The sequence below is a fragment of the Salinisphaera dokdonensis CL-ES53 genome (assembly GCF_040361215.1).
Lineage (GTDB): Bacteria > Pseudomonadota > Gammaproteobacteria > Nevskiales > Salinisphaeraceae > Salinisphaera > Salinisphaera dokdonensis.
On record NZ_APND01000001.1, the window covers coordinates 958260 to 977448 of the forward strand.

Genomic DNA, 19189 nt, shown 5'->3' on the forward strand with positions numbered 1-19189 from the left:
CGGCTGGCGTCAACCGCCCGGGTCGGTTCGAAAGCTATTGTTCCGGCGGGACGTAGTGTGTCTCGGCCGTCTCGCCGCTGCCGAAGAAATATTCCTCGGTCTGCTCGGTGAGGAACTCGCGCGCCTTCGGGTCGGCCAGATGCAGGCCGTATTCGTTGATCAGACGCGTCTGCTCGACCAGCCACTGCTGCCAGGCCTGCATCGAAACGCTGTCGTAGATGCGCTGGCCCAGTTCGCCGGGCAGCGGCGGCCGGGGCAGGCCCTCGGCTTCCTTGTCGAGTTTGACGCAGTGGACGGTGTGGCTCATAGCGCTAGCGCTTTCTGTGGAGTGTCGAGAATCCGCGCAATGGGCGCCGGCACGCCGGGGCGCGCATCGTCGGCGAACCATTGCTGCGACGCGTCCATGATACGTGTCGTATGCGAGACCTGCACCTGGGTGGCATGAATACACAACTCGAAATGGGTGAAACCGTGCTGGATAGGCGCCAGATCGCGCGCCTGCGTGACCGCCAGGCCGAGTTGTCTATCGCAATGGTCACGAACATCGGCGTCGACGGGCACTTCCGGCAGGCTCCAGAGCCCGCCCCAGATGCCGGTCGGCGGACGTTTTTCCAGCAGTACCCGCCCCTGCGTATCGACCGCCACGAGCACACGGGTTTCGCGCTGCTGCCTCTTGGCACGCTTGCGCGGGGTCGGGATTCGATCCTGAATCCCTTCGGCACGGGCAACGCAGCAATCGGCCAACGGGCAGCGCTCGCAGGCCGGGCGGCGCCGCGTGCACAGCGTCGCACCGAGATCCATGATCGCCTGGGTGTAGTCGGTCACACGTTCGCGGGGCGTATAGCGCTCGGCGAGCTGCCATAGCGGTTTTTCGTAGGCGGCCGTACCCGGTGTAGCCTCGACCGCGGCCAGGCGAGCGACGACGCGCTTGGCGTTGCCATCCAGAATCGGCGCCCAATCGCCATACGCCTGGGCCACGATCGCGCCTGCCGTGGAGCGGCCGATCCCGGGCAGTGCCATGAGGCCGTCGACATCGCGCGGCATCACCCCGCCCTGCTCGGCCACCACAGCCCTCGCAGCGGCGTGCAGATTACGGGCCCGGGCGTAGTAGCCGAGCCCGGCCCAGTGGGCCATGACGTCGTCGCTTGGCGCGTCGGCGAGCGTCTCGATATCCGGAAATCGAGCCATGAAGGCATTGAAATAGCCGATAACGGTCGTGACCTGAGTCTGCTGGAGCATGATCTCCGCGACCCAGACCCGATAGGCCGTACGCGGGTGCTGCCAAGGCAGATCGTGCCGGCCGTGGACATCGAACCAGTTCAGCAACGCCCCTGCGATTTCATCGGGCGCGCGTTCAGTCGGCTGTGCTGTCGTCTTTTTCATAGTCGTCAGCGAGACGTTCGATGGATTCGGCGGTGACTTGCGCCTGGCGGCGCAGCTCGCGAGCAATCAGATAAGGGCCGATCAGTGGCGGCACCCAGAAGGCCGGCTCGATTTCGGCATCGAACAACAGACGCGTGCCACCGTGCTCGTCCGAACTGAAGCGCCAATCGGCATGGCCGTCCTTCAAATCCCCCGCGCCGGGCACCACCTTCATGGCAATGCTCTCCGGCGCCTGTTCGCCGTAGCGCATGACCTGCTTGATCTGTTTGCAGAAGAAAGCCACGCACAGCCGGATATTCGAGCGCAGGCGCTGACCGGACAAGCGCTTGCTGCTGACGATACTCGGATTGAATTCGGGCAGGCGCTCATAGTCGGTCGCGGCGCGGAAAGCCGTGGGCTGCGGCACATCGATAGTCATGGCCGCGGCGACGGTATAGCGCGTGTCGTCGCGACTAACCTGCATCCGCTCGATCACCACGGCCTGCGCGTTCGCGGCCGCAAACAGCAGCAGGCCCGCCAGCGCGCCGGGCCGGCGCGCTGGACGCAGGCTATTGCGAATCAGGCGACGAATCGGCGCTCTCGTCTGCCGACTTCTTCTGGCCGCCAAACAGACCTCTGAGGCCCTGCTTCACCTTATCGCGCACCTCGCTGTCGACACTCTCAGTGCGCTCCTTGAGCTTCTCACGGACCTTGTCCTGCAGCTTGGCCTTCTCGTCTTGCAGACGCTTCTCGGCCGCGCCGCGAAGCGCGCTTTTCACATCGAGACTGTAGTTCGGCGACAGCAAATTGCCGGTCAGGCTGATGGGCACCGTGAGGCCAGCCAGATCGGACAACTTGCCCGACGCGTTCTCCGGCACCTTCGCACTGACGTTGTAGTCGAGCGCGTTTTTCGCCAAATCGTAGCTGCCAGAACCACTGGCTTCCAGCAGCTTGGTCACGAGATTGAGATCGCGCCCGGCCATCACACCATCGACGACATTGAACGACGCCGCAAAGCGATTGAAGGGCGTGTTCTCGGACTCGCCGAGGCCATCACCGCCATCGGCCGACCCGTCGCCGGACAGACGGCTGCGCGCCGAGGCGATCACCTGCGCCAGGTTGAAGCCATTGAAGGCACCGTCACGCAGGTCGAAACCTAACTTGCCGTTGAGCGCGCGTTTCATCGATGCCACCTGCTTGCCAGCCGTGGTGATATCGATATTCATGTTGGCCAGCGCGGCGACTCGTTCGGTGTCCGCCACGTCCTTGAGCAACGGCTGGAACTGCAGGCCGTTGAGATTGCCCTTGAGCGCATAGCGCGGCGTGTCTTTCGAGGCATCGACACGCGCGGTCACACGCACGTTGCCGTCGTATAGATCGGCTGTGAGCGGCTCGATTGTCAGCACGCCGTCACGCGCCTTCACGGTGAGCTCCGCGTTGGTGACGTTGATGTTCGCTGCAGTCAGCGAACCCGCCGATAGCTTGCCGTCCAGCCGCAGATCCTTGAGCCCGGACAGGTCGATTTCGGCCTCTTCCTGTTGGGTACCCCCGCCGGTTTCGGGCGGTTTTTCGGTTTGCGCCTGCTCGGCGCTGCCCGGCGGGAGATAATCGTCGACGTTGAGTTCGTCGAGATCGAGGTCGAAAGTGACCGCCGGATTCTCGAAGTTCGCCACCCCTGCAGAACCCTTGAGCGAGCTGTCGTCCAGCGTCGCCAGGATCTGCTTGAACTGAACACGGTTGTTATCGGCGTTGAACTGGGCATCGAACCCGACCGACGACAGCGCACCGGAATCCTGGGTTGCCGGCGGCTCGATGGCCAATTCGCGCATGACCGCACGCGGGTCGAACCGCTTCACGGTCACACGACCGGAATAGGACGGTTCGCCGTTGAGACCAGTGCCGTCCATGCTGCCGGTCACGTTCAGCCCGGCGGCCTGCAGGGAGACACCCGAAAGCTTGAGCCGGCCTTCGGCCATGTCGAACTCGCCGTTGCCGCCCAGGGTGGCCTGCTGCTTGCCGTTCGGTACGGCCTTGCCCGTGGCGAGCACGTTCAGGCTCATGTCCGAAAAGCGATAGAACTGGTCCTCGATATTCGGCTCGATACGCGTGATCAGGTTGAAGTCACCGGCGAACTCTTCCTTGGGCGCATCCATATTCCCGGAGAACTCGAGGCGTACCGGCTCGCCATCCACCAGGCGACCAGTCGAGAGCTTCACACCGGTCGCGCGGTAATCCGCGCCGGTGGTCGCGTCCTGCCACGATACGGCGGCGTCTTTGACATCGATCGCGCCGACCTGGAGTGATTCAAGCGTGAAGCCGCCTTCGCCGTCGGAATCGTCCGGCGCATCGGTCTGCTCTTCTTCTGCGGCTTCTGCCTGGCCCTCGGCCAGGTGTTCGCTGATATCCGCCCAGTTACTGCGCCCATCGCCGTTACGCGCCAGGCGCAGACGCAGCCCGTTGAGGCTGACGGTGCCTACTTCGATATCGCGCGAAATCAGCGGCAGGAGCTTGACGCTGATCTCGGCGGAATTCATTTCTGCCATCGGCTCATCGCCGAAGCCTTCGGCGTTGGCGACTTCGACCCGGCCGAGCTCCAGCCCCAGCCAGGGGAATACCGACAGCCCTATATCACCGCTGATATCGACCTCGCGCCCGATCTGGCGCTCGATGGCGGCATTGATCTGCGCCTTGTAATCGTTCGGGTCGAAGAACAGCGGCAGCGCGATCATCGCCAGGATGACCAGCGCAACGAGCACGCCCACCACGGCAAGCAGGATCCGGAAGGTACGTTTCATGCAGGCAACGCCAAGATTTGTGGATTAGCGAAACGACGTACGGACACGCCGCGTACAGGTCATGATGGACCCTGTCTCCGGCCGCCGTGTTCCCGAGAACCTTGGCGCCTGAACGGTGACAGGCGCAAGTCGCATGCCGGCCCGAGGCGCGTTATTCTAACCCGTCTCGGCGGCCATGGCGGCCGCGAACCACTCTCGACGACGTGCTCGGACAATCATGCAGATCGAAGTCAACGGCGCTCCCACGGAATGCGCGGAGCAGACCACGCTCGCACGCCTGATCAACGATCTGGGCTATGGCGACCAACGCATTGCAGTAGAGCACAACGGCCAGATCGTGCCGCGTGAGCGCTACGAACAGACCCTGATCGCAGCTGGCGACACGCTCGAGATCGTGCACGCGATCGGCGGCGGCCAGGCGGTGTCGGAATCCGACAGCCTCACCATCGCCGGGCGCAAGTTCGAGTCGCGCTTACTGGTCGGCACCGGCAAGTATGCCGATCTCGATCAGGCCGATGCCGCGATCCAGGCCTCCGGCGCTGAGATCGTCACTCTGGCGATCCGGCGCACGCCGGCGCTGTCCGACCCGGAAGCCGCAAAGAAGCGCAATCTGCTTGATATCCTGCCGCAGGAGAAATACACGCTCCTGCCCAACACCGCCGGCTGCTACACGGCCAAGGATGCGGTGCGCACCTGCCGCATGGCACGCGAACTGCTCGACGGCCATAACCTGGTCAAGCTCGAGGTGCTGGGCGACGAAAAGACGCTGTATCCCGACATGAGCGAAACGCTCGTCGCCGCACAGCAGCTCGTGGATGACGGCTTCGAGGTGATGGTCTACACCAGCGACGATCCGATCGCCGCGCGTCGTCTGGAAGACATCGGCTGTGTGGCGATCATGCCGCTGGCCGGGCCGATCGGCTCCGGACTGGGCATCCAGAATCGCTACAACGTGATCGAGATCGTCGAGAACGCCAATGTGCCCGTGCTTGTCGACGCCGGCGTGGGCACGGCTTCGGACGCGTCGATCGCGATGGAAATGGGCTGCGACGGCGTACTCATGAACACCGCGATTGCCGGGGCGAGCAAGCCCATCCTGATGGCCCAGGCAATGCGCCACGCCGTGATTGCCGGACGCATGGCGTTCCTGGCCGGACGCATGCCGCGCCGGCGCTATGCCTCGGCCTCGTCGCCCATGACCGACCTGCCCTTCTAGCCCACACGTCTTCAGCGCGGCTGCGGCGGCTCGGCGTTCCGAACCAACCGTGCAACCGCGCGCCGATTCCAGGATTACACCGCGTGAACACGACGCACGATCGCCGTATCCGTAGCTTCGTTCGCCGCGAAGGCCGTCTTACTGCCGGCCAGCAGCGCAATCTCGACGAGCTCTGGCCGCGCTACGGCCTGGAAATGCCGACGGCACCCATCGACTGGGACGCCGAATTCGGCCGCACGGCGCCGCGCACGCTGGAGATCGGCTTCGGCGCCGGCGAAGTGCTCGCGGATCTCGCCGCGCGGCACCCGGAAGAGGACTTCATCGGCATCGAGGTCTATCTCACTGGTGTCGGCCGGCTGCTCGGGGCACTGGAAGACGCCGGCGCCACCAATGCGCGGGTGTTCAATCTCGACGCGGTCGAGGTGCTCAAGGCGGGTTTTGCAGACGACAGTCTCGATAACGTCCTGCTGTACTTCCCCGACCCGTGGCCCAAGAAACGCCACCACAAGCGGCGCATCGTGCATCCGCCCTTCGCCGACGAGATCGCGCGGGTCCTCAAGCCCGACGGGCTGTGGCGGTTGGCCACCGACTGGGCGAACTACGCCGAGCATATGCGCGAGGTGCTCGACGCGCACGAAGCGTTCGAAAACGTGGGCGACGTTGGCGGTTTCGTCAGTGAGCCGCCGCGGGCCGGCACCCGCTTCGAAGCCCGTGGGCGCCGCAAGGGCCACGAGGTCTTCGACATGGCGTATCGCCGCCGCTGAAAAGCGCTTCCGACGGCGTCTTCACCGCGTCCGAAAGCCTCTTCTCGTAATTCGCCCACGGGTCCGCCTGCCTAGCGAACCCCGCCGCCGCACCGACTGGCATCCCGTTTGCATACCGCAGGCCAGCGGTGCCTGACGCATACGCAGGATTTCGCCCATTGGCCGAATGGCGAGTGGCGAGGCCCCGGCGTTGCCTGTACCGTCGAAATGGGGATTGGCCGAGTCGTGGCAACCGGCGCAGCAGTGCTGGCATTTCGTCGCACGCGGCCGTCGAATAGATACGGTTCGGCCCGGCAGGGCGATGGCTCTGCTGGACCCGAATCGTTCCATCGCACGAGGCGAGACACATGGCAGATCCGGATAACGCCGACCCACACGACGCACCACGGGAGAGCAACGTGATTCTTTCGGTGCTGAACGCGATCGATCTGGGCCTCGGCTGGCTGGAGCGCGTCGTGGTGGCCGGCAGCGTGTTGATCATGGCGTTGCTGATGAGCGGCCACGTCGTCGGTAATCTGCTGTTTGATCGCGGCATTCCCGGGACCTACGAGGTTACCGAGATGCTGATCGTGATCATGACCTTCGTCGGTGTCGGCTACGCCGCGCGCTGTGCACGCCATATCAGCATGTCCGCGATCTACGACCAGTTCAGCGGCTGGCCGCGCAAGGCATTGCTGATCATCATCTGCCTGGGCACCGGCGCACTGATGTTCTTTTTCGCCTGGAAATCAGCGGAATACGTGATGGTGCTGCAGGAACGCGGGCGCACCAGTTCGTCGCTGCACGTGCCGTTGTGGATGATCAATCTGGCGTTACCCATCGGCTTCACACTGGCCGGTGTGCAGTATCTGCTCACCACCATCCGCAATCTCGTGAGCGACGATATCTACCGCTCCTTTACCGAGAAAGAGACCTACAGCGACGTGCCGCTCGATGACAGCGGCCAGACCCATGCGCCCGACGAACCGCATGGCCTCTGAAGTGACGTACGCATACCGGATCAAGAAGACTTTGGGGGACGCAGGATGCTGATTGGACTAGGCCTGCTCATGCTCGTGCTGTTGATGCTCGGGTTTCCGATGATGGTGCCGCTGGCCGTGGGCACGCTGTACATGATGTTCATGGACATGACGTTCTTCGGCCCAGACCAGGCGGTCAGCTGGATGATCAGCGGCGTGGGCAGCTGGGTGCTGGCCGCCGTGCCGATGTTCATCTTCGCTGCCGACATCCTCACCAAGGGCCATACAGCGAACCGCCTGCTCGATCTCGTGGATGCCTTCACCCGGCATCTGCGCGGCGGCCTGCCGATCACCACGGCGGCTTCCTGCGCGCTGTTTGGCGCCGTGTCCGGCTCCACCCAGGCCACCGTGGTCGCCATGGGCGGACCGATGCGCCCGCGCCTGCTCGCCAAGGGCTATCCCGACAGCTTCGCGCTGGCGCTGATCATCAACGCCAGCGACATTGCCCTGCTGATTCCGCCGAGCATCGGCTTCATCGTCTACGGCGTGGTTATGAAGACCTCGATCGGCGATCTGTTCCTCGCCGGGATCCTGCCGGGCCTGCTGATCCTCGGGATGTTCTCGTTCTACTGCTATGTCGGCGCGCGGATCAAGGATATCCAGCCGGAGCCCAAGGCCAGCTGGAGCGAGCGTTTCACCGCATTTCGCAAGACTATCCTGCCGCTCGGTTTCCCGATCCTGGTGGTCGGCGGTATCTACGGCGGCTATTTCAGCGCCGTCGAGGCATCTGCCATAGCGGTCGCCTACGCCCTGCTTCTGGAAGTGGTCATCTACCGACAGGTCTCGATCCGCGACCTCGGCTCACTGGCGCTGTCGACCGGCATGATCACGGCGGTGGTGTTCATCCTGGTAGCCATCGGCGCCGCGTTTTCGCAGACGCTGGGCACCGCCGGTGTGCCAGAGCAGATCCTCGGGCCGGCCATCGACGCCATTGGCGACAACCAGATCCTGGCACTGCTTCTGATTGCGGCCGCGTTCTTCGTCGGCTGCATGTTCGTCGACCCGATCGTGGTGATCCTGATTCTGGTGCCGATCTTCAAGCCACTCGTGCAGTCAGCCGGCCTCGATCCGGTCCATGTCGGCGTAATCGTCACGCTCCAGGCCGCCATCGGCTCGGCTACGCCGCCCTTCGGCTGCGACATCTTCACCGCGATCGCGGTCTTCCGCCGCCCCTATCTGGATGTGATTCGCGGCACACCGCCGTTCATCGCCATCCTGCTGCTGGCCACGTTCATCCTGATCCTGTTCCCGCAGATCTCGCTGTTCCTGCCGTCTCTCGGCGGCCAATAGAAGATACGCTGGTATCTGGCGCCGACCGTGTTCGCGGTCGGCGCTTTTTTATGCACGGCGTTTTGCCTGCATGCCTGCCGCATATCCGCCAATCACAAGCGATACGACGGCCTAAAGGCCGCTCCACGCTGTTGCCGACACGGGGGCGCGGCTCACCCAGCCATCGCCTGCACCACAGGGCACCAACACCGGCATGGCACCGTTCTGCCAGCCCAATGCGGCTTGGTGCATGACGCCAGAATCGCCTGGCATCGCCGGAGCGAGGCTCGCTCAGCCCTCGCCTACGTTGCTGCCCTCTGCACCGGCACGGCGGCGGTTCTACTGAACTGAAACGGCACAGGGCACATGACGCCACCCGCGATCGCTTCATCGCGGCTGGACTGGCTCGTCGTGTCATCCAAAGCCGCCACTCGAGTACGCCATAACACTCGTCGCAAGGGCCGTATTCAACCCATCCGTCGCGGGCCCGTCCGCACATCTGCGCGAGCCGCCGTCGTCCGGGTCGCGCGCTTATATGACACGCATAAAAAAACCCGGCCGGGCCAGTGGTTTCACCACCGCACCCCGCCGGGTCTCAAGCGTGACTCACGCAGGCCTCGTGGCCCGCGCGGCGACAATCATGTCGCGTCGAAACGCATCAGTTGGCGCTTTCAGCGCTTTCCATGCTTTCCTCGTCTTCCATGGCGCTATCACTGCCGCTTTCGTCGTCTGCGCTGGCGTCGTCGCCACCCGCATCGCTTTCGCTGCTGGCGCTGCTGTCATCACTGCTACCGCCGCTCACCTTCTCGGTCTCAGCAAGCAGCGTATCGAGCGCGGCCTTGCCACGCTCGCCCACTTCATCGACGAACACGTCGCGTACCGGCATCGACATCTCGCGGAACGCCTTGCGCTCGTCATCGGACAGCTCGATGATCTGGATATCGCCTTCCTTGATGGTTTCCAGACGCTCGTCGTTGAACTTCTTCTGGATCTCATAGCCGCGATCGACCAGCGTCTTGGTCACGTCGTTGACCATCGTGCGCTGCTCGTCCGACAGGCCTTCCCACCAATCGAGGTTGCCCATCAGCGTCGCCACGAACTGCGACTGCTTGGCGAAGATCATGTAGTCCTGAACTTCGTAGAAGCCCATTTCCTCGTGCGCGAACACCGGCTGGATGTTGCCATCCGCCTGGCCCTGCTGAAGCGCGCTGTAGAGCTCGCCGTAGGCGATGGTGATCGGCGAGGCGCCGTATGCGCGATAGGTCGAACGCAGCAGGCTGTTGTCCATCACGCGAATGCCGAGGTTCTTGATGTCTTCCGGCGTGTGGATTTCCTTGTTGGCGGTCCAGACCTGATAGCCCTCGGTGAGCTCGGCCAACGGCACAAGACCACGCTCCTTGAAGGAGGTCTGCCATGCATCGCTCTTGAGGAAGGCATCCGAGTTCAGCACTTCGGCGGCCTGGCGCTCGTCCTCGGGGGTCACGAAGTTGAGCGACAGCAACTGCGACTCCGGCACCGTGCCGCCCAGCGCGCCGGAACCGAAACCGATCTGGATGGAACCGCCCTGAATCGCGTCGTAGAGCGCCGAGTAGCTCGAACCCCACTTGCCGTACGGCAGCAGCTCGACGGTCACGTCGCCGCCGCTCTTCTCCTCGATCATCTCCTTGAATTCGACAGCGTACTGGTGCTGGACACTGCCTTCGATTTCCTCGAGGCCGAACTGCCAGGTCTGCGCGCTCTCGGACGCATCGGCGCTATCGGCCGATTGCTCGTTGTCGGACGAGGATTGTCCGCAAGCCGTGAGCGCCAATGCGGTCACGCCGACGGCACAGTAAGTGGAAAAAGCCTTGATCAGGCGCATGGTTCCCCCTTGATAAGTTGGACTGTTTCAAGGATTCACTACAGGCCATCCACGAGTGGCTGTCAAGCCGACGTTCGACCAAATGGCGCATCGCGGCACACCGCGGCCGCAGCCGTCGGTGGTATCTTCGGTCAATTCCTGTCGCCTGCCGATCACAGGGCCGTCTTCGAGACATGGCGCCTGTGGTAAGAATTTGCGCGTCAGCCCCGCTGTCTTCAGAGTTGTTGTCATCATGTCCGTGATTCATCCCATCGTGGCGGTGACCGGTTCGTCCGGGGCCGGCACCTCGACCGCGCGTACCGCCTTCGAGCACATTTTCCACCGGCTGCACGTGAAGGCAGCGTTCGTCGACGGCGATGCCTTCCATGCCTACAGCCGCCCGGAGATGGCCAAGGCCGTGCGGCGCGCGACCATTCGCGGCGAGAACTTCAGCCATTTCGGACCGTCGGCCAACGTGCTCGATCGCCTGGAGGCGCTGTTCGCCGAATACAGCGTCAGCGGCACCGGCGAGACGCGCCGCTATCTGCACGACGAGATCGAGGCCGCAGAATTCGATCGCGAACCGGGCACCTTCACCGACTGGGAACCGATCGAACCCGATACAGAGCTGCTGCTCTACGAGGGCCTGCACGGCGGCGCGGTCACCGACCAGATCGACGTGGCCCAGCATGTCGATCTTATGGTCGGCGTCGTACCCACCATCAATCTCGAATGGATCCAGAAGATCCGTCGCGATATCGACGTGCGCGGCTATGCGCCCGAAGACGTCGCCAAGGTGATCCTGCGACGCATGCCGGACTATGTGCGCTATATCACGCCGCAGTTCTCACGTACTGACGTGAACTTCCAGCGCGTGCCGCTGGTGGACACGTCCAACCCCTTCGTGGCCCGCGATGTGCCCAATGCCGACGAGTCCATGGTCGTGATCCGTTTTCGTGATCCGAACCGCTGGGCGGTTGATTTCCCCTATCTGCTGACCATGATCCATGGGGCCTTCATGTCGCGGCCCAACACCGTGGTGGTGCCCGGCACGAAGATGCGCATGGCCATCGAGATCATCATCGGCCCCATCATCCGGCGGCTGCTGGAACAGCGCGAAGCCGCACTCTCGCGCTAGACAGCCGCCTTCGAACAAAAGCCCAGGAAAGACCCAAATGCAATACCGAAAACTCGGCCGCAGCGATATCGACGTCAGCCGAATCTGTCTCGGCACCATGACCTTCGGCGAGCAGAACACCGAGGAAGAGGCCCACCGACAGATCGACTACGCGCTCGATCAGGGCGTGAACTTCATCGATGCGGCCGAGATGTACCCGGTGCCGCCCAAGGCCGACACCCACGGCCGTACCGAGGAATACATCGGCTCTTGGCTGGCCGCTTCGGGCCGGCGCGACGACGTGGTCCTGGCCAGCAAGGTCACCGGCCGCTCGAAGATGGATTACCTGCGCGACGGTTTCGAAACCCGCCTGACCCCGCGCCAGATCCGCGGTGCCGTCGAAGCCAGCCTCGAACGCCTGCATACCGAATATCTAGATCTGTATCAGGTGCACTGGCCGGACCGCTCGACCAATACCTTCGGCAAGCGCGGCTATGTCCACAACGAAGAGGACGATGCGGTACCGATCGAGGAAACCCTCGGCGAACTCGGCCGGCTCGTCGACGAGGGCAAGATCCGCTGCGTGGGCATTTCCAACGAAACGCCGTGGGGGCTGATGCGCTACGTGCGTGCTGCCGAGATCGAGAATCTGCCGCGCGTGGTATCGATCCAGAACCCCTACTCGCTGCTCAACCGCAGTTTCGAAGTAGGCCTGGCCGAATGTGCCGAGCGTGAGGACGTGCGTTTGCTGGCCTATTCACCGCTGGCCTTTGGCATGCTCACCGGAAAGTATCTGAACGGCGCCGCGCCGGAAGGCGCCCGTCTGACGCGCTGGGAGCGTTTCTCGCGCTATACGAATGCCCGCGGACAGCAGGCCACGGCCGCCTATGTCGCCCTGGCGCAAAAGCACGGTGTCGACCCCGCACAGATGGCGCTGGCTTACGTGAACAGCCGCAGCTTTCTCACCTCGAACATCATCGGCGCGACCACGATGGCACAGCTGGAAACCAACATCGCCAGCGCCGACGTGGAGCTGTCCGACGAGTTAATCGAATCCATCGAGGCCATCCACGCGGACAACCCCACGCCCTGCCCCTAGAGGTTTTCCGGACGTTCTCCAAGCGTCTCATCTACTCATGATTGCGCCACGAGCCTAGGCTAAAGCCGGCCCGTGGCGCAGCCGCGCTACGAGGCGGCGACGTAGCGGTAGTACTCGATCCCCGTGTCGCGAAAGTCCGGGCGATCGGTCGCGCCGATATGGTCGACGATGAACTCGTCGTGCGCCGGCACCGGCTCCAGCGCGGCCGGGCGGCCGTCGTGGAGCGCGGCGTACTGGTCTTGGTCGAGGTCCATGGGTGTGCCGAGCGCATCCTGAAAATTGATTCGCGCAGCGGCGGCCTGCCAGCCGCTCGCCACCCGCATGGGCAGTGCCTCTGCCGCGTCGCCGCTGCCATAACCCAGAGCCAGCCAACGCTGATCCTCGAGCTGCATGCCTTCCCGATCGGCTTGCACGAAACCGGCAGCCAACCAGGCCGGTAGCGCGGCGGTGTAGAGATTGCCCAGATCACGCATCATCTCGCTGCCCAGCGACAGCTTGCCGGCGACCACGCGTTCCCAGATTTCGGTCCGGCGCAGATTGCGCAGCAGCAGGCTGGCCAGCGGGAACGCATCGTCACCGCTGGCCCCTTCACGCACGCGTTCGCGCATATCGGGCGCCGTGCCCGCGATCTCGTCGAACAGGGCCTGAGGATCGATATCCGCAGCCGTGCAATAGTCGCGCAGTTCGGCACGCGCGGCATCGTCGCCGTCAGCAAGTGCGAACAGCCAGGCCATGGCCCAACCGGCAGCCGGCATGCGGTGATAAGGCCGGTGCATGAACACCGCGTCCACCGCGTGGAAATAGTCGGGATGCCGATCCGGCTGGCGGGCGAGCATCGCGTTCATGGCATGACGCGTGGCGTCGACATAGCAGCTGGTGGAATAACGGCCGTTGAATACCGGCAGATCCTGCATCTGCCCGTCCGTGCGCGGCGACTGATCGCGAAAGCGTGCGAACGGCTTGCGAAAATCGACCATGCGGTAATCCGAAGCACTGCCCGCACGCGACAGATCGACATGCAGCAATTGCGGCTCGGATTCGAGCAGGATCGCAACCGCGCCGGCTCCCTGGGTGGGTTCGCCGCTGCTGCCGCGCTCGTATTCGGCGATGTCCGAACAGACGACAATCGCCTTGCGCCCTGCCCCGTCGGTGGCCAGATAGCGCAGCGCGGCCTTCATTGCATATACGCCGCCAAGACAGGCGTGCTTGAACTCCGGCACCTCGCATTCGCGCGACATCGCCGGCATGTCGTGTGCGGCCAGCGCGTCGTCGAGCATGCCCTTCACGATCACCGCGCCCGCGGAATTGTCGCTGCTGGATTCGGTGCCGAGCGCCAGGTAGCCGATCTCACCGGGATCGATATCGTAGGCCTGAATCAGCCGCCACGCCGCGTTTGCGCCCAGCGTGTACACGCTCTGTTCCGGCCCGCGCATACGGAAACTGCGCCCGACGACGTTGCGGATCTTGTCCCAGGGCTGGTCGTTCCATTCGCACCAGTCGGCAAGCTGCACACGATAAGGCGGCAGATAGAGTGCCAGTCCACTGATTCCAGGCATCGGCTTTCTCGTTGAATCGCGGTGCTGCCGCGCACGGCAGGCAAATCTTATTCGGTCGTATGCTAGCAAATGCTGCACTCTGTCTCGTGCCGCGCAAATGGGCCTTGGGCGCCCTTTGGCGTATCCTTGCGCCTCGTTTTAACCGCCGCCAAGCCTGCCGCATGAGCGCACGCTCGACCCATAGCTGTACCGCACGCGCCCACAGCAACATTGCGCTGATCAAATATTGGGGCAAGCGCGATGATCGGCTAAAACTGCCGGCCGTCGGCTCGATCTCGATCACGCTCGACGCGCTCTATAGCGATACGCGGGTGAGCTTCTTCCCCGGCGCAGCACAGGACAGCGTCGATATCGGCGGACGCAAGACCGATCCGGCGCCGTTCACGGCATTCCTCGATCTCGTGCGCGCCCGGGCTGGCATCGACTACCGCGCGCGTGTGGAGTCCTGGAACAATTTTCCGACCGGTGCGGGCCTGGCCTCGTCGGCCTCCGGCTTCGCTGCGCTGGCACTGGCCGCGACCCGCGCGGCAGGACTCGATCTGGATGCGCGCGAACTGTCGATCCTGGCACGCCAAGGCTCGGGCTCGGCGGCGCGTTCGCTGTTCGGCGGCTTCGTCGAGATGCATCGCGGTACACGCGACGACGGCAGCGATGCGTTTGCCGAGCCCATGCTGGACGCGGCCGAATGGCCGTTGGATATCGTCGTGGCCATTACCGACCGCGCGCCCAAGACGGTGAATTCGTCGACCGGCATGAGCGGACTGGCAGATCGCTCCGACTATTACAACGCCTGGGTATCGCACGCCGACGGCGATCTCGACGCGATGCGCGAATCGATCGCGGCGCGCGATTTCGAGACCGTCGGCGCGCTCGCCGAAATGAGCTGCCTCAAGCTGCACGGTCTGATGATGTCGACCCGCCCCGGCCTGATCTACTGGAACCCGGCCACCGTCGCGGCCATGCAGGCCGTACGCGCGCTGCGCAGCGACGGCGTTCCGGTCTACTTCACGATCGACGCCGGCCCGCAGGTCAAGGCGATCTGCCCGCCCGAACACACCGCCACGGTCGAGCAGGCACTGGCAGGCGTTCCCGGCGTGCTCGACACACGCCGCAGCGCGCTCGGGCCGGCCGCCTACGTTCTCGACTGACGCCATGACGACCGCGGTAGAAGCCAGCGCACCGGGCAAGCTGTTTCTGATCGGCGAATATGCCGTGCTCGACGGCGCGCCGGCCCTGCTGACCGCGGTCGACCGACGTGTCCATGTCCGGGTCGAAAGCGCACGCGACGGCCGCTGGTCGCTGACCGCGCCGAATCTGGGCATCGATGCCCTCGACTTGGGAGCTGTTGCCAGCGAACGCCCTGTCTTCGCCGCCGATATCGAACACAAGCTCGCCGTCTTCGATGCCGTGCGCCAAGAAGCCGAGACGGCCAGCGGCGCACCACTCGATGCGACCCATGTCATGATCGACAGCGCCGACTTCGCGCGCGACGGCCACAAGCTCGGGTTGGGATCCAGCGCCGCCGTAGCGGCTGCGCTGTACGCCGCACTCACCCACGCTGCGGGGTTGTCGCTGACACGCCCCGCGCTCGCCGAGGGCGCAATCCGCGCGCATCGACGCGCCCAGAACGGCGCCGGCAGCGGCGGCGATGTGGCGACCGCGGTCTATGGCGGCCTGATCAGCTACACCCGCGATACCGACCCGGTCGCGCTGAAATGGCCGCGCGATCTCGTCGCACTTGCCGTGATCACCGGAACCGGCGCCAGCACCCCAGATCTCGTCGGCCGGGTGCGCGACTACGCGGCACGCGAGCCCGATACCCATGCCCGCGATATCGCGCGTCTGGCCGAACTGGCCGAAACTGCGGCCCGCGCGCTGGCCGAAACGTCCGACTTTCTCGATCTGGCGGCGGCTTATTTTGCTGCGCTGTGTAGGCTCGATGACCATGCACAGGCCGGCATTGTCTGCACGCAGCACCACGCGCTCGCCGATCTCGTCGCTAACGCAGGCGGGGTATTCAAGACATCCGGCGCCGGTGGCGGCGACGTCGGGCTGGTTTTTGTCGCCCGTGGCCCCAACGAACAGGCTGTGCGCCAGGCACTGGCCGCCACCGATGCCCAGATCGTGGATCTGTCGTTTGGTGCGGCCGGCGTTCGTATCGACAACGCCGGCACGATGGCCGCCACACAGGTGCGATAGCATGTTGTACCCCACATCGATCACGGCCGCAGCCGGCCCCGAGACGCGCAGCAGACGCCGAAACACGCCATGAGCCAGTCCCGGATTCCGTCGTTCTACAAGTTTTCCGTGGCCAACCGGCTGCGGGTGCTGCTCGAGCGCGACGTCATCGATCAGGCCGAGTACGACATGCTCATCGACGGCACCCACATGCTGGATGCCGACCAGGCGGACCGTCTGATCGAGAACGTGATCAGCGTTTTCGGTCTGCCCATGGGCCTGGGCCTGAATTTCCAGGTCAACGAGCGCGATTATCTCGTGCCCATGGTGGTCGAGGAGCCATCGATCATCGCGGCGGTCAGTTCGGCGGCCAAACTCGTGCGCAGCACCGGCGGTTTTACCAGTACGGCCGAGCGGCCGCTGCTCATCGGCCAGATCCAGGTCGTGAACGTGCCGCATGCGGCCCATGCCCGCCAGGCGCTGCTCCAGCACAGCGAGGAGATTCTCAACCTCGCCAACAGCCTGCATCCGAACATGGTCGCGCGCGGCGGCGGCGCGCGAGAGATCGAGGTACACACGCACGGCGCTACGGCCGCACACGGCGACATGCTGGTGGTGCATCTGCTTGTCGACACGCGCGACGCGATGGGCGCGAACCTGGTCAATACGATGTGCGAAGGCGCTGCCCCGCTGGTGGAGAAGATAAGCGGCGGCCGGGTCTTCCTGCGCATCCTGTCGAACCTGACCGACCGCGCCCTGGTGCGTTCGAAGGCCGTGATTCCGGTCGACCGGCTCGCCGCGGGTGACTATTCCGGCGCCGAAGTGCGCGACGGCATCATCCTCGCCAACGAGTTCGCCGAACGCGATCCCTACCGGGCGACGACGCACAACAAGGGCATCATGAACGGCATCGACGCCGTTGCGATTGCCACCGGGAACGACTGGCGCGCCATCGAAGCCGCCGCCCATGCCTACGCCGCGCGCACCGGGCGCTACAGCTCGTTGACGCGCTGGTGTGCCAACGACGCCGGCGATCTGGTCGGCGAGCTCGAAATCCCGCTCAAGGTCGGCACGGTCGGCGGTCAGGTGGAATCCAATCAGGCGGTGCGCATCGCCCATCGCGTGCTCGGCGTGAAATCCGCGCCCGAACTGGCAGAAGTGATGGGTGCCGTCGGTCTGGCTCAGAACTTCGCTGCGATCAAGGCGCTGTCCACCCACGGCATCCAGCGCGGGCACATGACGCTGCATGCGCGCAGCGTGGCGATGGCGGCCGGCGCCAGCGAGGCCTCCTTCGACGACGTGGTCGACCGGCTGGTCGCCGGTGGCGATATCAAGGTCTGGAAAGCGCGCGAGATCATCGCCGATCTCGAGGACAACCAGCGCTCGCAGGCGGCCGGCCGCAGTGACCGTCAGGAAGTGATCGAACACGCGGACGCCGCGGGCGATATCGGCTACGGCAAGATCATCCTGCTGGGCGAGCACTCGGTGGTCTACGGTCGGCACGCGATCGCCGCCCCGATACCCCTGCATATCCGGGCCGAGGTCAAACCGCAGCCTGAACACACCGATCTGATGATCCCGCGCTGGGGCGTCGAGATGCGCCTGTCCGAGCCGGAGCGTTCAGTCAGTTCGCTACACGCCTCGATCACGCTCATCGCCGAGCGGCTGGACCTCGCCGACCGCGGCATGCGTATCGACGTGTTTCCGCATATACCGCGCGCCAACGGTCTGGGCGCCTCGGCCGCACTCGCGGTGGCCGTGATCCGTGCCATGGCGCGTTGTTTCGAAGTGGACATCAGCGAACGCGAGATCTCGAACCTCGCCTTTGACTGCGAAAAGATCGCCCACGGCACGCCGTCCGGCATCGACAACACGCTCGCGACTTTTGGCCGGCCGATCCTGTTCCGCAAGGAAAACGCGCTCGCGCGTGCCGAGATCCGTGACCTGAGCACGCCGGCGCCGATTCCGGTGGTCATCGGCCTGTCCGGCGTCGCAACGCTCACCATGCAGACGGTCGGCAGCGTGCGCGCCGCCTGGGAAAAGAACCCGGCACGCTACGAGAGCATCTTCTCGCAGATCGACGCGCTCGCGCTGGCCGGCGCCGATGCGCTCAAGAAAGGCGATATCGCCGAGCTCGGCGAGTTGATGAATATCGACCACGGCCTGCTCAATGCGCTGCAGGTCTCGTCACGCGAGATCGAGGAGCTCGTCGAAATCGCGCGCCAGAACGGCGCCCTGGGCGCCAAGCTGACCGGCGGCGGTGGCGGCGGCGCCATGATCGCGATCGCCGAACCCGAGCGCACCCAGCCGATCGCCTCCGCCATGCGCAGTGCCGGCTACAACACCTTCATCACCGAAATCCGTTGAACAGGAATCTCATGGCCGAGTCCGCCGACAACGCCCCGGTCGTCTCCTTCGACGACGAACCGCTGATCCTCGTCGACAGCGACGACAACGTATTGGGGTACCGGCCCAAGGCCGAAGCCCATGAAGGCGACGGCGTACTGCATCGCGCCTTCTCGATCTTCCTGTTCGACGACGCCGGCAATATCTGGCTGCAACAGCGCGCCCCCGGCAAGCAGCTCTGGGGTGGCTACTGGGCCAACAGCTGCTGCAGCCACCCGCGCCGCGGCGAAACCGTCGATGCTGCGGCCGCGCGCCGTCTGCGCGAGGAACTCGGCGTGGAGGCAGAAATGACCTTCCTTTATCGCTTCGAGTACCACGCCCGTTTCGGCGACATCGGCTCGGAGCACGAGCTGTGCTCTGTCTATGTGGCGCGGTCCGCCACGCCGATCGCGACCAATCCGAACGAGATCGCGGCCAGCGAAGCCATCGCGCCTGCGACCCTCGATCGTGAGCTGGAAACCAATCCAAGCAGCTATACGCCGTGGCTGCAGCTCGAGTGGCCGCGAATCCGCAACGAGCACTGGTCGACCGTGGAACGCGTACTCGCAGGCTAGACGTAGCCGACTTC

Annotated in this window: 16 protein-coding genes; 10 read left to right on the forward strand and 6 right to left on the reverse strand. The window is 64.5% G+C overall.

The genetic code is table 11. The features are described from left to right. Positions 1–34: 34 nt before the first annotated feature. From SADO_RS04440 to SADO_RS04455, 4 genes are read right to left on the reverse strand one after another with little or no spacing between them, the layout of a single operon-like run. Positions 35–307, reverse strand: a complete 273-nt coding sequence (locus SADO_RS04440) for an oxidative damage protection protein (protein ID WP_353109549.1) — start codon at positions 305–307, stop codon at positions 35–37. Next, positions 304–1383, reverse strand: coding sequence for an A/G-specific adenine glycosylase (mutY, locus tag SADO_RS04445; protein ID WP_353109551.1), 1080 nt, complete (start codon positions 1381–1383; stop codon positions 304–306). Before mutY ends, SADO_RS04440 begins: the two co-directional genes overlap by 4 nt. Then, positions 1355–1990: an SRPBCC family protein gene (locus tag SADO_RS04450; RefSeq protein ID WP_353109552.1), complete on the reverse strand. Its 636-nt coding sequence runs from the start codon at positions 1988–1990 to the stop codon at positions 1355–1357. The genes mutY and SADO_RS04450 overlap by 29 nt, the downstream gene beginning before the upstream one ends. Further along, positions 1932–4157 (reverse strand): AsmA family protein, encoded by a 2226-nt coding sequence (locus SADO_RS04455; protein WP_353109553.1) that lies wholly within the window; start codon positions 4155–4157, stop codon positions 1932–1934. Before SADO_RS04455 ends, SADO_RS04450 begins: the two co-directional genes overlap by 59 nt. A gap of 217 nt (positions 4158–4374) precedes the next feature. On the opposite strand from SADO_RS04455, the gene thiS reads away from it, so the two are divergent. The 4 genes from thiS (at position 4375) to SADO_RS04475 (ending at position 8446) form a co-directional block, all read left to right on the forward strand. Next, complete coding sequence (thiS, locus tag SADO_RS04460; RefSeq protein ID WP_353109555.1) at positions 4375–5373, forward strand: sulfur carrier protein ThiS; 999 nt, start codon at positions 4375–4377, stop codon at positions 5371–5373. 83 nt (positions 5374–5456) lie between these two features. Then, positions 5457–6137: a tRNA (guanosine(46)-N7)-methyltransferase TrmB gene (gene trmB / locus SADO_RS04465; protein ID WP_353109556.1), complete on the forward strand. Its 681-nt coding sequence runs from the start codon at positions 5457–5459 to the stop codon at positions 6135–6137. A gap of 347 nt (positions 6138–6484) precedes the next feature. Further along, entirely contained in the window at positions 6485–7117 is a 633-nt protein-coding gene (locus SADO_RS04470) for a TRAP transporter small permease (RefSeq protein ID WP_353109557.1), read from the forward strand. A gap of 45 nt (positions 7118–7162) precedes the next feature. After that, the gene (locus tag SADO_RS04475; RefSeq protein ID WP_353109558.1) at positions 7163–8446 is read left to right on the forward strand and encodes a TRAP transporter large permease; all 1284 of its coding nucleotides are present in this window, start codon (positions 7163–7165) and stop codon (positions 8444–8446) included. A gap of 637 nt (positions 8447–9083) precedes the next feature. On the opposite strand, the gene dctP is transcribed toward SADO_RS04475, so the two are convergent. Further along, entirely contained in the window at positions 9084–10286 is a 1203-nt protein-coding gene (gene dctP / locus SADO_RS04480) for a TRAP transporter substrate-binding protein DctP (RefSeq protein ID WP_353109560.1), read from the reverse strand. A 232-nt stretch (positions 10287–10518) separates the two neighbouring features. Here dctP and SADO_RS04485 point away from each other — a divergent pair, with 232 nt between their 5' ends. Both SADO_RS04485 and SADO_RS04490 read left to right on the forward strand, forming a co-directional pair. Beyond that, positions 10519–11403, forward strand: coding sequence for a phosphoribulokinase (locus tag SADO_RS04485; RefSeq protein WP_353109561.1), 885 nt, complete (start codon positions 10519–10521; stop codon positions 11401–11403). Between the two features lie 37 nt (positions 11404–11440). Continuing rightward, positions 11441–12481, forward strand: coding sequence for an NADP(H)-dependent aldo-keto reductase (locus SADO_RS04490; protein ID WP_353109563.1), 1041 nt, complete (start codon positions 11441–11443; stop codon positions 12479–12481). Positions 12482–12567: 86 nt separating this feature from the next. Here SADO_RS04490 and SADO_RS04495 read toward each other — a convergent pair whose 3' ends face one another. Further along, positions 12568–14037: a hydroxymethylglutaryl-CoA synthase gene (locus tag SADO_RS04495; RefSeq protein ID WP_353109565.1), complete on the reverse strand. Its 1470-nt coding sequence runs from the start codon at positions 14035–14037 to the stop codon at positions 12568–12570. Between the two features lie 161 nt (positions 14038–14198). Here SADO_RS04495 and mvaD point away from each other — a divergent pair, with 161 nt between their 5' ends. The 4 genes from mvaD (at position 14199) to idi (ending at position 19175) form a co-directional block, all read left to right on the forward strand. Next, positions 14199–15185, forward strand: a complete 987-nt coding sequence (gene mvaD / locus SADO_RS04500) for a diphosphomevalonate decarboxylase (RefSeq protein ID WP_353109567.1) — start codon at positions 14199–14201, stop codon at positions 15183–15185. A gap of 4 nt (positions 15186–15189) precedes the next feature. Continuing rightward, positions 15190–16236: a mevalonate kinase family protein gene (locus tag SADO_RS04505; RefSeq protein ID WP_353109569.1), complete on the forward strand. Its 1047-nt coding sequence runs from the start codon at positions 15190–15192 to the stop codon at positions 16234–16236. 69 nt (positions 16237–16305) lie between these two features. Continuing rightward, on the forward strand, positions 16306–18582 hold the full coding sequence (locus SADO_RS04510; RefSeq protein WP_353109571.1) for a hydroxymethylglutaryl-CoA reductase, degradative: 2277 nt from the start codon (positions 16306–16308) through the stop codon (positions 18580–18582). 11 nt (positions 18583–18593) lie between these two features. Next, a complete protein-coding gene (idi, locus tag SADO_RS04515; RefSeq protein WP_353109573.1) occupies positions 18594–19175 on the forward strand; it encodes an isopentenyl-diphosphate Delta-isomerase in 582 nt (193 codons plus the stop codon). The last annotated feature ends 14 nt before the right edge of the window (positions 19176–19189 follow it).